Source organism: Saccharothrix variisporea, assembly GCF_003634995.1.
Taxonomy (GTDB): Bacteria; Actinomycetota; Actinomycetes; order Mycobacteriales; family Pseudonocardiaceae; genus Actinosynnema; species Actinosynnema variisporeum.
In genome coordinates, this window is record NZ_RBXR01000001.1 from 5243098 (window position 1) to 5256439 (window position 13342).

10 protein-coding genes and 1 tRNA gene are annotated in these 13342 nt (G+C 70.7%); 8 read left to right on the top strand and 3 right to left on the bottom strand.

Features of this window, described 5'->3' with window-relative positions; genetic code table 11:
* Positions 1-10: 10 nt before the first annotated feature.
* Positions 11-1288 (top strand): D-arabinono-1,4-lactone oxidase, encoded by a 1278-nt coding sequence (locus tag DFJ66_RS23625; protein WP_121223860.1) that lies wholly within the window; start codon positions 11-13, stop codon positions 1286-1288.
* A 494-nt stretch (positions 1289-1782) separates the two neighbouring features.
* Here the strand turns inward: DFJ66_RS23625 and DFJ66_RS23630 are convergent, their stop codons facing one another.
* The 3 genes from DFJ66_RS23630 to DFJ66_RS23640 all read right to left on the bottom strand — a co-directional run bounded on the left by DFJ66_RS23630 (position 1783) and on the right by DFJ66_RS23640 (position 3724).
* A complete protein-coding gene (locus DFJ66_RS23630) occupies positions 1783-2415 on the bottom strand; it encodes an SDR family oxidoreductase (RefSeq protein ID WP_121223862.1) in 633 nt (210 codons plus the stop codon).
* A 15-nt stretch (positions 2416-2430) separates the two neighbouring features.
* Positions 2431-3060 (bottom strand): hypothetical protein, encoded by a 630-nt coding sequence (locus DFJ66_RS23635; RefSeq protein WP_121223865.1) that lies wholly within the window; start codon positions 3058-3060, stop codon positions 2431-2433.
* Positions 3061-3641: 581 nt separating this feature from the next.
* A tRNA-Leu gene (locus tag DFJ66_RS23640) sits at positions 3642-3724 on the bottom strand.
* Positions 3725-3850: 126 nt separating this feature from the next.
* On the opposite strand from DFJ66_RS23640, the gene DFJ66_RS23645 reads away from it, so the two are divergent.
* From DFJ66_RS23645 to pknB, 7 genes are all read left to right on the top strand, one after another.
* Positions 3851-4984, top strand: coding sequence for an FHA domain-containing protein (locus DFJ66_RS23645; RefSeq protein ID WP_147459343.1), 1134 nt, complete (start codon positions 3851-3853; stop codon positions 4982-4984).
* A 50-nt stretch (positions 4985-5034) separates the two neighbouring features.
* On the top strand, positions 5035-5496 hold the full coding sequence (locus tag DFJ66_RS23650; protein ID WP_121223868.1) for an FHA domain-containing protein FhaB/FipA: 462 nt from the start codon (positions 5035-5037) through the stop codon (positions 5494-5496).
* Entirely contained in the window at positions 5493-6887 is a 1395-nt protein-coding gene (locus tag DFJ66_RS23655; RefSeq protein ID WP_121223870.1) for a PP2C family protein-serine/threonine phosphatase, read from the top strand. Before DFJ66_RS23650 ends, DFJ66_RS23655 begins: the two co-directional genes overlap by 4 nt.
* A 4-nt stretch (positions 6888-6891) precedes the next feature.
* Positions 6892-8355 (top strand): FtsW/RodA/SpoVE family cell cycle protein, encoded by a 1464-nt coding sequence (locus DFJ66_RS23660; RefSeq protein ID WP_121223872.1) that lies wholly within the window; start codon positions 6892-6894, stop codon positions 8353-8355.
* Positions 8352-9818: a peptidoglycan D,D-transpeptidase FtsI family protein gene (locus tag DFJ66_RS23665; RefSeq protein ID WP_121223874.1), complete on the top strand. Its 1467-nt coding sequence runs from the start codon at positions 8352-8354 to the stop codon at positions 9816-9818. The genes DFJ66_RS23660 and DFJ66_RS23665 overlap by 4 nt, the downstream gene beginning before the upstream one ends.
* The gene (locus DFJ66_RS23670) at positions 9818-11260 is read left to right on the top strand and encodes a serine/threonine-protein kinase (protein WP_121223876.1); all 1443 of its coding nucleotides are present in this window, start codon (positions 9818-9820) and stop codon (positions 11258-11260) included. Before DFJ66_RS23665 ends, DFJ66_RS23670 begins: the two co-directional genes overlap by 1 nt.
* 69 nt (positions 11261-11329) lie before the next feature.
* Positions 11330-13312 carry a Stk1 family PASTA domain-containing Ser/Thr kinase gene (gene pknB / locus DFJ66_RS23675; protein WP_121223878.1) on the top strand — a complete coding sequence of 661 codons (1983 nt, stop codon included), beginning with the start codon at positions 11330-11332 and terminating at the stop codon, positions 13310-13312.
* The last annotated feature ends 30 nt before the right edge of the window (positions 13313-13342 follow it).

A 13342-nucleotide genomic window follows, 5' to 3' on the forward strand; every position in this document is an offset into this window, starting at 1 on the left:
GAGGTGGGCGTTGGGTACCCCGTGGACGAACTGGGCGCGCACGGCGACCGCGACCCCGCACCGCGTCGAGCACCCGGCCACGGCCGACGAACTCGCCGAGGCGGTGGCGCAGGCGCGCGCGATCCGGCCGCGCGGCAGCGGGCACTCGTTCACCGACATCGCCGCCGCACCCGCCGTAGCGCTGGACCTCGACCGGTACACGGGTATCACCGAGGTGTCCGGCACGCTCGTCACCGTGCGGGCGGGCACGACGCTCCGGCAGCTGAACGTCCTGCTGGACCACCTGGGCCTGGCGCTGCCGAACCTCGGCGACATCGACGCGCAGACCATCGCCGGCGCCATCTCCACCGGGACGCACGGCACCGGCGCCAAGCTGGGCGGCCTGTCCACGCAGGTCGCGGGCATGGAGTTGGTCCTGGCAACCGGCGAAACCGTCCGCTGCTCCACCTCGGAACGCGCAGACCTGTTCGCCGCGGCCCGCGTGGGCCTGGGCGCACTGGGCGTGATCAGCACGGTCACCCTCCGCTGCGTACCGGCGTTCGTCCTGCACGCCCGGGAAACCCCCGACCGCCTCGACCGGGTGCTGGAGGAGTTCGACCACCTGACGGCGGTGGAAGACCACGTCGAGTTCCACTGGTTCCCGCACAGCGACAACGTGATCCTCAAGCGCAACAACCGGACCGACGAGCCCGCCGCGCCCTTGTCGAAGCTGCGGCACTTCTACGAGTACGAGGTCATGGAGAACGGCGCGTTCGGCCTGGTGTGCCGCGTGGCCCGCGCACTGCCCCGGACGACCCGCGCGCTCAACCGGGTGTGCGGCAACCTGATCTCGGAACGCGTCTACCAGGACGTTTCACACCGAGTCTTCGTCACGCCCCGCCGGGTCCGTTTCGTGGAGTCGGAATACGCCATCCCCCGCACCGCCCTGCACGAGGTCCTGGGCGAGTTGCGAAAGGCCGTGGACAAACTCGACCACGGCATCATCGTGCCGGTGGAGGTGAGGGTGGCCCAGTCCGACGACATCTGGCTCTCCACGGCAAACGGCCGCGACACGGCCTACATCGCCGTCCACCAATACCTCGGCATGCCGTACCGCCAGTACTTCGACGCTTTCGAACGGATAGCGGGCGCGGCAGACGGCCGCCCCCACTGGGGCAAAATGCACACCCTGACAGCGGCCGACCTGACTCCGCGCTACCCGCACTTCCCGGACTTCCAACGCATCCGCACAGAAGTCGACCCCACCCACAAATTCACCAACCCCTACCTCGACCGCGTCCTCGGCTAACCCCCCACCCGCCCAAACCGTCCCGCCGGGGCGTCGCGCCCCTGACGCAACCACACGGGCGGTGCCCGGCCGGTCGCTGCGCCAGCGGGCCGTGAGCCGGCGGGTCCGACTGTGAGCCGGCGGGTCCGACTGTGGGCCAGCGGGTGCGAGCCGTCGGGACCCGAGTCGGCGGCGGGGTCGATGCGCTGGCGGAGTGGGTCCCGGCGGCGAGTCGATGCGCGGGCGGGCTAAGCCGCGGCGAGTCCCGGCGACCGCAGGATCGGTGGAGCGGCGGATGGAGTGGCGCAGCCAGCGCGCAGGCAGGGGTCAGCGGGCGGTCAACGGCGCGGCTGGTGGTTGGGGCCGGGTCGGGGTGGGGCGCGGTTGTTGGGTGGTGGGTGCCTTGCCCGTCCCCGTCCGCCGTTCCTAATCACGGTATCGCGTGAGATCGCGGAATGTTGCGATTCGTGTATGTCACCCGATGGGGTGGTTGTTCGCGTGCCGCTCGGAACAGCTTACAGGGCTTCCGCGATGGGGGTCGGGCCCGAAGTGAGTTCGTATGTGCGGTGGGCCGTGGTGGGGTGGTCCAGGAGGGCCACTACTACGGCGGCTACGTCTGCCCTCGGGATGTGGCCGCGCCTCGGTGATTCCGACAGGTCCACGTGACCCGTGGGTGGTTCGTCGGTCAGGCGGCCGGGGCGGAGGATTGTCCACTCGAGTGGGCGGGATTTCAGGTCTTCTTCGGCTTCGGCCTTTGCCTTCAGGTATGCGTCGAAGACCTTGTCGCCGGTTGTTCGGCCGATGCCGGTTGTGCTGATCTGGATGAAGCGGCTGACGCCTGCTTGTTGCGCGGCGGAAGCAAAGAGCGCCGAGGCCGCGCGGTCCACCGTGTCTTTGCGTTCGACGCCGCTGCCTGGGCCAGCACCGGCCGCGAAGAGGGCGGCGTCCGCGTTCTTCAGGTGTTCGGCGACTGTGGCGACGTCTGCCGCCTCCAGATCACACAGTGCCGGGCTGGCTCCGGCCTTCCTGACGTCCTCGAAGTGGTCCGGGTTGCGGACCAGGGCCACCACCTCGTCGCCGCGACGCGTCAACAGCTCCGCCGTCAGCAGCGCGATCTTGCCGTGCCCGCCTGCGATCACCACACGCATGACCGCAAAACTAGATCAGGCCACCGGGTCCGGCACCGCGGCGAGCACCTGCTCGTACACCAGCTCGTTCACCCACCGGGTGGTGGCGGTGTCCTCGACGGGCACCGTCTCGTTGCGGCCGGCGACGTCCATCGACAGCGCCGACTCGTCGTCCGCCAGCAACACCGACACGCCGTAGCGGCGCACCCGCGGCAGGCAGTTCGCCAGGTAGTCGTGGGTCAGGGCGACCGACGCCGGCAGGACCGCCGCCGCGTTGCCGAACCGGGCGAAGGGCACCGCGGACGCGAGCGCGGTCCGCCAGTGGCGGGCCACCGCCAGGACACCGATGATGCGGACCGCGGCGGGCGGCACTCGTCCGTCCATCTCCGGCCACACCCACGTGGACACCGTCGTGCGGTCGGTCTCGGGACCGGCTCCCAGGCACACCCGTTCGGCGTGCGCGTCGGCCAGCAGTTCGGCGACGACGATCACCTTGCGGCCCATCAGGACCATCTCCGGCAGCACCACACCGTGCCAGCCGAGGCGCACCGCCGCCGCAGCGGCGAGGTCCGCCGCGTCACCGGGCAGTTCGGGAACCGGGATCGCCGTGGCCGACAGCGCCCGTGCGTCGCCGGTGTCCGCGATCCGTGCTGGGGTGCTGCTCACGCCAGGGCCTCCTCGGCAACCACGGCGGGAGGAACCGCCGCGTTTCGACTCGTGCTCTGCATAAGGCCTACCACCCGGGCACCCCGCCGTTCCCCGGCTCGACGGGCCCCTGCGATCGACGGCGCCGAGCGGTCGGTAACCGGTCGAAACCCCGGACCGGGAGTTCGGCCCGGCGATGCTGCCGTCCGGGTGACGTCGACCGGCTGGAACAGGCGAAAAACGTGCTCAGCGTGCACGGGTCACGCACGCGCCGGCCACGGTGGTGACGGCGCTCACCGCGCGCCCCACCGCTCGACCGACCGCTCACCGACCGAAATCGACCGACGGACGGCAGAGAGCCGGGAGCGACGGGAGAAGGGGCGGAGTGGGGGTGCGGGAGGTGTCCGCTTCGGGCTCCCGCACGCCCGCTCGAGACCCCGCCCGCGGTGCGACGAAGATCACTACGGCGGGCTACCGCAAGGCCAACGGACGCGGCCGTCCGGGTGACGCAGATCACCGGCCGAACCACCGGCCGACCAACCCCCGGCACAACGAAAATCCCCCGCCTCCGAACCTCGGAAGCGGGGGATTCCCGTTTGCTGTGGGCGAGGGGGGAGTTGAACCCCCACGTCCTTTCGGACACACGGACCTGAACCGTGCGCGTCTGCCATTCCGCCACTCGCCCGGAGCGACGAGAGGAACACTAGCACGGCCACCGTCCGGGTTACCAATTGCCCCGTGTACCGGCACGTCACCCCGGATACGATCGGTGTGCAGAAGTCGACCGAGTCGGAGGGTTGCCGTGGGCCTCGTGGAGCGCTTCGAGCGCCGTCTCGAAGGCATCGTGGGCAACACCTTCGCGCGCGTGTTCGGTGGGAACGTCGTCCAGGAGGAAGTGATCCCCGCGCTCCAGCGCGAGGCGGAGGTCAACATCCGCGAACTCGCCGGCGGACGGCTCCTCGCCCCGAACCACTACATGGTCCTGCTCGGCCCAGAGGACCACGACCGGCTTGCCGGTGACGGCCAGGATGAACTACGCATCACCCGTGCACTGGGGGACTCCATCCGGGAGTACCTCGATGAGAGCGGATGGGATACCTATGGTGACGTCGTAGTCTCCTTGGAGCGCTCCGACGCGCTGCACACCGGACAGTTCCGAACCAGCTCGTCCGTCGACCCCGACGTGAAAGTTGCCAGCCGACGGTCAGCACCACCTCGCACAGGAGACGGATCCATGAGCCAGCCTCCCGGCTACGGACAACAGGGCCAGCCCGGCTACGACCCCTACGCGCAGGGCGGCTACGGCCAGCAGGGCTACGACCAGGGCTACGGCCAGCAGCAACAGGGTTACGACCAGGGCTACGGCCAGCAGCAGGGGTACGACCAGGGCTACGGCCAGCAGCCCGGCTACGGCCAGCAGGGCTACGACCAGGGTTACGGCCAGCAGGGTTACGACCAGGGTTACGGCCAGCAGGGCTATGACCAGGGTTACGGCCAGCCCGGCTACGACCAGGGCTACGGCCAGCAGCCCGGTTACGGCCAGCCGGGTTACGACCAGGGCTACGGCCAGCAGCCCGGCTACGGCCAGGCGCCCGGCGGCTACCCGGACCCGTCCCAGGGCTACGCCCCGCCCGCCGTGCAGTCCGGCCCGCGCCAGCTGAACGCGACGCTGCACCTGGACGACGGTTCGAACCGCACCTACAACCTCAAGCAGGGCGGCAACGTGGTCGGCCGCGGCCAGGAGGCGGACTTCCGCCTGCCCGACACCGGCGTCTCCAGGAGGCACCTGGAGATCACCTGGGACGGGCACAGTGCCATGCTCGCTGATCTCGGTTCGACAAACGGCACCACGGTGAACGGCACTCCAGTGCAGACTTGGCAACTCGCGGAAGGCGACGTCGTCCGCATCGGCCACTCGTCGCTGGTCTTCCGCACCCAGGGCTAGGGGTCGAAGCGGGCGGGTGACGGCGATCGAGTCAGGAGCGGTTACAACCGGTGCCAGAGCTGGTGATGCAGCTGACCAGAGCGGGTTTCCTCGTCCTGCTCTGGTTGTTCGTGTTGGCTGCGCTGAGAGTGGTCCGCTCCGACCTGTACGCGGCGTCGGGACTGCGCGTTCCGACGCCCGGTCTGCGGAGAGGAGCCGGCAAGGCCGGTAAGGGCGGCAAGGCCCCGCGGCAGCTCGTCGTGACGCACGGCGCGCTGGCGGGCACCCGCATCTCCCTGGACGGCAGGCCGATCCTGATCGGCCGCGCCGACGACTCGACGCTCGTGCTGGACGACGACTTCGCGTCCACCCGGCACGCGCGCCTGTCGCTGCGCGGCACCGACTGGTACGTGGAGGACCTGGGCTCCACGAACGGCACCTACCTCGACCGGGCGAAGGTCACGGCCCCACTCCGGGTCCCGCTCGGCACCCCGATCCGTATCGGCAAAACGGTGATCGAGCTGCGCACATGACCCTCGTCCTTCGATACGCGGCCCGCAGCGACCGGGGCCTGGTCCGCTCCAACAACCAGGACTCCGTGTACGCGGGCCCCCGCCTGCTCGCGCTCGCCGACGGCATGGGTGGCCACGCCGCGGGCGAGGTCGCCAGCAAGGTGGTCATCGCCGCCCTGGCCCCGCTCGACGACGACGAGCCGGGCGACGACCTGCTGGGCCAGCTCCGCGACGCGGTCATCGCGGGCAACGGCGCGATCTCCGAGCTCGTCCAGTCCGACCCGGACCTGGACGGCATGGGCACGACGCTCACCGCCGTCCTGTTCGCGGGCAACCGGCTGGGCATGGTGCACATCGGCGACTCGCGCGCCTACATGATGCGCAACGGCACCTTCACGCAGATCACGCACGACGACACGTTCGTCCAGTCGCTGATCGACGAGGGCCGGATCACCGAGGAGGAGGCCGCGACCCACCCGCAGCGGTCGCTGCTGCTGCGCGCCCTGACCGGGCACGAGGTGGAGCCGCGGCTGATGGTGCGGGAAGCCCGGCCGGGTGACCGCTACCTGCTGTGCTCGGACGGCCTGTCCGGCGTGGTCAGCATGGAGACCTTGGAAGAGGCGATCCGCATCCCGGACCCGCAGGCGTGCGCGGACCGGATGATCGAGCTGGCGCTCAAGGGCGGCGGGCCGGACAACGTGACGGTCGTGGTCGCCGACGTCGTCGACATCGACTTCGGGGAGGACGCCCCGATAGTGGGCGGCGCGGCCGGAGACGGCTCCGAGGACCCACCACCCCCCGACTCGCCCGCCTCGCGGGCGAGTTCGATAACGGGGCCCCGTCCGATCCCGCAGCGGGTCGAGCCGCCGCAGCCGCCGCCGCAGGGGCGTTCGCGCGCGGGCCGGGTGAAGGCGCTGCTGCTGGTGCTGTTCGTGCTCCTGCTGCTGGTCGCGGCCGGTCTGGGCACCCGCTGGTACGTGCTGCGCCAGTACTACGTGGGCGCTGCGCCGGACGGGCAGGTGTCGATCTTCCGGGGTGTCACGGGCAGCATCTTCGGCTTCGACCTGCACAGCCTGGTGGAGGGCTCGTGCGCGCCGGGCGCGCAGGCGTGCGAACCGATCACCGTGGACGACCTGAAGGTGGCCACGCGGGACGTGGTGCGCAACGGCATCACCGACGTCGACGGCCTGGAGGGCGCGCGGGAGGCGATCCGCCGGCTGCGCACCGAGCAGATGCTGCCGCTGTGCTCGAAGGAGCAGCCGACCACCACGGCCACGACGACGACCACTCCGCCGCCGGGTCTGGACCCGTCCGCAACCACCACGGCACCGCCGACGTCCACCACTCAGGAGGGCACGCCGCTGCCCACGCCCGCGCAGAAGCCGGGCACGGACTGCCGGAAGGGTCAGTAGACGCATGGGTTCGCCGGTCCCCGGCGCGGAGGGCACGCCGCTCTCGGCGGCGAGCAGCACCTCGCCGGGTCTGAAGCCGCCCACGCGGCGCAGCAGCGAACTCTTCCTGCTGGCGTTCGCGGCGGGTCTGGTGACGATCGCGCTGATCCTGGTGGAGGCGAACCAGGAGCAGGAACTCACCATGCGGATCGTGTGGCTGGGCCTGGCCTACCTGGGCGTGCTCACGGTGGCGCACCTCGCGGTGCGTAAGTGGGCGCCGTACGCGGACCCGGTGATCCTGCCGTGCGTGGCGCTGCTCAACGGCCTGGGCCTGGTCATGATCCACCGGATCGACCTGGCCAAGGAGGGCGACAAGCTGCCCGGCGGCGGCATCTGGTCGCCGGCGGCGCCCAAGCAGGTGCTGTGGACGGCGATCGCGCTGGTGCTGTTCTGCATCGTGCTGGCGGTGCTGTCCGACCACCGGACGCTGGCCCGCTACGGCTACACGTTCGGCTTCCTCGGCCTGGTGGCGCTGGTGCTGCCGGGTGTGCTGCCCGGGTTCATCGCGCCGGAGATCAACGGCGCGAAGATCTGGTTGAGCTTCGGCGCGTTCTCCATCCAGCCGGGTGAGTTCGCGAAGATCCTGCTGATGGTGTTCTTCGCCGCGTTCCTGGTGTCCAAGCGCGAGCTGTTCACCGCGGCGGGCCGCAAGGTGCTGGGGCTGGACCTGCCGCGCGCCCGGGACCTCGGTCCGCTGGTCGCCGCGTGGGCGGTCGGCGTGAGCATCATGGTTTTGCAGAAGGACCTCGGGTCGTCGCTGCTGTTCTTCGGCATCGTGCTCGTGCTGCTGTACGTGGCGACCGAACGCGCGGCGTGGGTGGTGCTCGGCGTGGGCATGTTCTGCGTGGGCGCGGTGGTGGCGTGGCGGCTGTTCGGCCACGTGCAGATCCGCGTGCAGAACTGGCTGGACCCGTTCGCCGACCCGTCGGGCAAGGGCTACCAGATCCTGCAGTCGCTGTTCGGCCTGGGCACCGGCAACATCTTCGGCGCGGGCCTGGGCGGCGGGCGGCCGGACGAGATCCCCGAGTCCAACACCGACTTCATCACCGCCGTGATCGGCGAGGAGCTGGGCTTCGTCGGCCTGTCCGCGGTGCTGGTGCTGTACACGGTGCTGGCGCTGCGCGGCATGCGGAACTCGCTGGCCGTGCGCGACACGTTCGGCAAGCTGCTGGGCGGCGGCCTGTCGTTCGCGATCGCGTTCCAGATCTTCATCGTCGTCGGCGGGGTCACCAAGCTGATCCCGATGACCGGCATCACCGCGCCGTTCCTGTCCTACGGCGGCTCGTCGCTGCTGGCCAACTACATGCTGGTGGCGCTGCTGCTGCGGATCTCCGACGCGGCGCGCGCGCCGAAGACGACCCCGAAACCGCGTCCGCAGCAGCCCGCGATCGCCGACCAGTTCACTGTCATGGTGGAGCGTCCCAAATGAACACACCGCTCCGCCGCGTCGGCCTCGCCATGATGGTGATGATGTTGCTGCTCCTGGGCAACGCCACGTACGTCCAGGTGATCAAGGCCGACGACTACCGGAAGAACCCGCTGAACCGGCGGGTGCTGCTGGACCAGTACTCGCGGGAGCGCGGGCAGATCATCGCCGCGGACGGCACGCCGATCGCGACCGTGGAGAAGACCACGGACCGCCTGCGGTTCCTGCGCCGCTACGCCAACGGCCCGGCGTTCGCCCCGGTCACCGGGTTCTTCTCCACGACCTACGGCACCTACGGCCTGGAGCGCGTCGAGGACGACCTGCTCAACGGCTCGGACGACCGGCTGTTCGCGCGCCGGGTGTCGGACCTGATCACCGGCCGCGACCCGAAGGGCGGCAGCCTCCAGCTCACCATCGACGCCGCCCTCCAGCAGATCGCGTACGAGAAGCTGCAGGGCGTGACCGGCTCGGTGGTGGCGATCCGCCCGCAGACCGGCGAGATCCTCGCCATGGTGTCCACGCCGTCCTACGACCCGAACCTGCTGGCCAGCCACGACCCGGACGAGCAGGAGAAGGCGTGGCTGGAGTACACCGCGCCGGACGGGCCGCAGCCCACCCGCAACCGGTCGGTGGCCGAGATCTACCCGCCCGGGTCGACGTTCAAGCTGATCGTGGCCGCCGCCGCGCTCGAAGAGGGCGCGAACAAGGACACCCAGGTCGACGGCCGCCCGGTGATCACCCTGCCGGGCACCGAGCAGACGCTGCCGAACTTCAACGACACGACGTGCGGCAACGGCGTCACCGCCACCCTCCAGGAGGCGTTGGCCAAGTCGTGCAACACCGCGTTCGCCGTGCTCGCCGACCAGCTCGGCCCGGAGAAGCTGCGCAAGCAGGCCCGCAAGTTCGGGTTCGACGACTCCGACCTGACCGTCCCGCTGTCGGTGGCCACCTCCACGATGGGTCCGATGGCGGACAAGCCGTCGGTGTACCAGAGCGGCATCGGCCAGCGGGACGTGCGGGTCACGCCGCTGCAGAACGCGATGATGGCCGCCACCATCGCCAACGGCGGCACCCGCATGAAGCCGTACTTCGTGTCGAAGATCCTCGCGCCCGACCTGCAGGCCATCAGCGAGACCAAGCCCGACGAGCTGGACGACGCGATGGACGCCGACAAGGCGGCGCTGCTGCGCGACATGATGGTCGAGTCGGAGAAGAACACCGGCGGCACCGGCAAGCTGTCCGGGGTGACCATCGCGTCGAAGACCGGCACCGCCGAGCACGGCGAGGACGTCGGCTCGACCAACCCGCACGCCTGGTACGTGGCGTTCGCGCCGGCCGAGAAGCCGGAGATCGCGATCGCCGTGATCGTGGAGAACGGCGGTCAGCAGGGCCTGTCCGCCACCGGCGGCCGGGTGGCCGCGCCGATCGGCCGGGCGGTCATCGGCGCGTACCTCGGGAGCCGCTGATGCTGACCTCGGGCCAGTTGCTCGCCGAGCGGTACCGCCTGACCCGGCGGATCGCGGTCGGCGGCATGGGCGAGGTGTGGGAGGCGGCGGACACCCGGCTGGACCGCAAGGTCGCCGTGAAGGTGCTCAAGGCCGAGCTGTCCGGCGACTCGGAGTTCCTCAACCGGTTCCGCATCGAGGCGCGCACCACGGCGTCGCTGAACCACCCGGGCATCGCCGCGGTGCACGACTACGGCGAGACCGCGTCGATCCCGGACGGGCCGGAGGACACCGCCTACCTGGTGATGGAGCTGGTGGAGGGCGAGCCGCTGGCCGCGATCATCGCCCGCGGCAGGCTCGGCGCGGACCGCACGCTGGACCTGCTGGAGCAGGCCGGCAACGCGTTGCAGGCCGCGCACGAGCGGGGCCTGGTGCACCGGGACGTGAAGCCGGGCAACATCCTGGTCACCCCGACCGGCAAGGTGAAGATCACCGACTTCGGCATCGCCAAGGCCGCCGACGCGGCGCCGGTGACGCACACCGGCATGGTGATGGGCACCGCGCACTACATCGCGCCGGAGCAGGCCCTGGGCCACGCCGCCGAACCGGCCAGCGACGTGTACGCGCTGGGCGTGTGCGGGTACGAGTGCCTGACCGGGCACCGGCCGTTCCTGTCGGAGAACGCGGTGACGGTCGCCATGATGCACATCCGGGACGTGGCGCCGCCGCTGCCGCCGGACGTGCCGCCGGGCCCGCGGGCGCTGATCGAGGCGACCCTGGTGAAGGACCCGCGGCAGCGCTACCGCAACGGCGGCGAGTTCGCGGCGGCGGTCAGCGCCGTGCGCAACGGCCAGCCGCTGCCGGTGCCGACGGGCCTGGCGATGGCGGTCGCGCCGCCGCCGCCCGCGTTCACCGGCGCGCAGGTGACGCACCCGGGCATCCCGGTGGTGACCCACCCCGGGTCGCGACCCGGCCTCCAGCCCGTGCCGCCGGTCAACGGTCCGCGCACGGACGCTTTCGGTCCGTTGCCGCTGCCCCCGCGACCACCGGGGCGCAACCGGGCCCTGCTGTGGGTTATGGTCGCTGTGCTGGTGGCCGTGCTGCTGGTGCTCGGCGTGGTCGTCCTGCGCGCGCTGGGTGACGACGACGTGCCCGCCGGCACGGGCACGAACCGGTCCAGCGGGACGAACCAGGTGGGCGCCACGAGTGCCCGCACCTCGACCCAGGACTCGACCGATCAGATCCCCGGCACCACGACGGTCACGATCACCGAGTCCGACTTCGTCGGCGACCCGGCCGACGAGGTGGCGAGGAAGCTGGACGACCGCGGCCTCGCCCCCGAGGTGCACGCCGACCAGGGCGGCGTGCCGCGGGACGCGAAGCGGTGCCGGGTGTCGGACGTGAGCCCGACCGGTGAGGTTGCGATCGGCTCACGGGTGACGGTGACGTGTGTACCGACGTGACGGCGGAACGGTACGAAGGCGGACGGAAGCGATGGCAGGACCGTTGACGAGGAGCGGGACGAAGCACTGATGAGCACTCCGCGACTGCTCTCCAACCGCTACGAGCTGGGTGAGACCCTCGGATACGGCGGCATGTCGGAGGTGCACAAGGGCCGCGACGTCCGGCTCGGCCGGGACGTGGCGATCAAGGTGCTGCGCGCCGACCTCGCCCGTGACGCCCAGTTCCAGGAGCGGTTCCGCCGGGAGGCGCAGAACTCCGCCGCGCTGAACCACCCCGCCATCGTCGCGGTCTACGACACCGGTGAGACCAACACCGAGTACGGCCCGCTGCCGTACATCGTGATGGAGTACGTGGACGGCCGGACGCTGCGCGACATCGTCAAGACGCAGGGCCCCATGTCGGGCAAGCGCGCGATGGAGATCATGGCGGACGTGTCGGCCGCGCTGGACTTCAGCCACCGGCACGGGATCGTGCACCGGGACGTGAAGCCCGCCAACGTGATGATCACCAGATCCGGCGCGGTGAAGGTGATGGACTTCGGCATCGCCCGCGCCGTGCACGACGGCCAGGCGGCGGTGACCCAGACGGCGGCCGTCATCGGCACCGCCCAGTACCTGTCGCCGGAGCAGGCGCGCGGCGAGGCGGTGGACGCCCGGTCGGACGTGTACGCGTCGGGCTGCGTGCTGTTCGAGCTGCTGACCGGTGAGCCGCCGTTCACCGGTGACTCGCCGGTGGCCGTGGCCTACCAGCACGTGCGGGAGGACCCGAAGCCGCCGTCGGCGCTGAACCCGAAGGTGACGCCGGCGCTGGACGCGATCGTGCTCAAGGCGATGGCGAAGGGCCCGGCGAACCGGTACCAGTCGGCCGCCGAGATGCGCGCTGACCTGGTGCGCGTGCTGTCCGGGCAGCGCCCGTCCGCGCCCGCGGTGATGACGCCCGAGGACCGGACCGCGGTGCTCAACCAGTCGCCGCGCACCGAGGTCGCGGCCGGTGGCCGGCACCGGCCGTCCGCGCTGCGCGAGGAGCCCGCCGACTACGACCCGATCGCGGACGAGGAGGCGGAGCGGCGCGCCCGGCGCAAGAAGACGATCATGATCACGCTGGTCGTCCTGCTGTGCATCGCCGTGCTCGCCCTCGCCGCCTGGATCACCACGACGCTGCTGGACAACGACAAGGGCAGCGGCACGACGAAGATCGAGGTGCCGACGCTCAAGGGCCAGACGCAGTCGGCGGCCAGCGCCGAGCTGAGCCGGCTCGGGTTCAACCCCACGGTCAAGCTGGTGCCGTGCCAGCCCGGCTCGGAGCCGGCGTGCACGAGCGACGACATCGGCAAGGTCGTCGACACCGACCCGAAGGCCGGCACCAAGCTGGACAAGTTCGCCAACGTGACGATCCTGGTCGGCGCGGCGGCGGAAGCGGTGGACGTCCCGGACGTGCGCGGGCTCAGCGCCGCCGACGCGCAGAAGAAGCTGCAAGAGGCGGGGTGGGGCTTCAAGCAGGACTCCGCGACCATCGAGGTCGAGGACCCGAAGCTGATCGACAAGGTCGCCCAGCAGAACCCGGCGCCGGGCACGAAGGCCCCCAAGGGCAGCACGATCACGGTGACCCTGGGCAAGGGCCCGGACACCGTGCAGCTGCCGGACGTGACCGGCCAGTCCTTCGCCAACGCCAAGGCGACGCTGGAGGGCAACGGGTTCAAGGTGCAGTCCAAGGAAGTGGACAGCCCCGAGGACCAGGGCGAGGTGGTGGCCCAGAACCCCGGCCCCGGCCGCGTGGAGAAGGGTTCGCTGATCACGCTGAGCGTGTCGAAGGGCAACCAGATCCTGATGCCCGACCTCACCGGCATGACCGAGAACCAGGCGCGCACCAAGCTCAGCCAGCTCGGCTGGACCGGTGACCTCAACATCTCGTCCAAGTCGCCGACGAGCGACCCCACCCAGGACAAGAAGATCATCGACCAGGAGGTCAAGCCGAACACGGCGATCGCCAAGAACGGTCGCGTGAACGTGGTCCTGGCCGAGTTCAAGATCGGCGCGACGACCACCAGGTAGCTCGCTCACGAATAAGGCCCCCGGCGCGCA

Bases quoted from the DNA above. Each gene is read 5' to 3' on its own strand.
- DFJ66_RS23630 (WP_121223862.1), bottom strand. From the start codon at position 2,415: ATGCGTGTGGTGATCGCAGGCGGGCACGGCAAGATCGCGCTGCTGACG.
- DFJ66_RS23655 (WP_121223870.1), top strand. From the start codon at position 5,493: ATGACCCTCGTCCTTCGATACGCGGCCCGCAGCGACCGGGGCCTGGTC.
- DFJ66_RS23660 (WP_121223872.1), top strand. From the start codon at position 6,892: ATGGGTTCGCCGGTCCCCGGCGCGGAGGGCACGCCGCTCTCGGCGGCG.
- DFJ66_RS23665 (WP_121223874.1), top strand. From the start codon at position 8,352: ATGAACACACCGCTCCGCCGCGTCGGCCTCGCCATGATGGTGATGATG.
- DFJ66_RS23670 (WP_121223876.1), top strand. From the start codon at position 9,818: ATGCTGACCTCGGGCCAGTTGCTCGCCGAGCGGTACCGCCTGACCCGG.
- pknB (WP_121223878.1), top strand. From the start codon at position 11,330: ATGAGCACTCCGCGACTGCTCTCCAACCGCTACGAGCTGGGTGAGACC.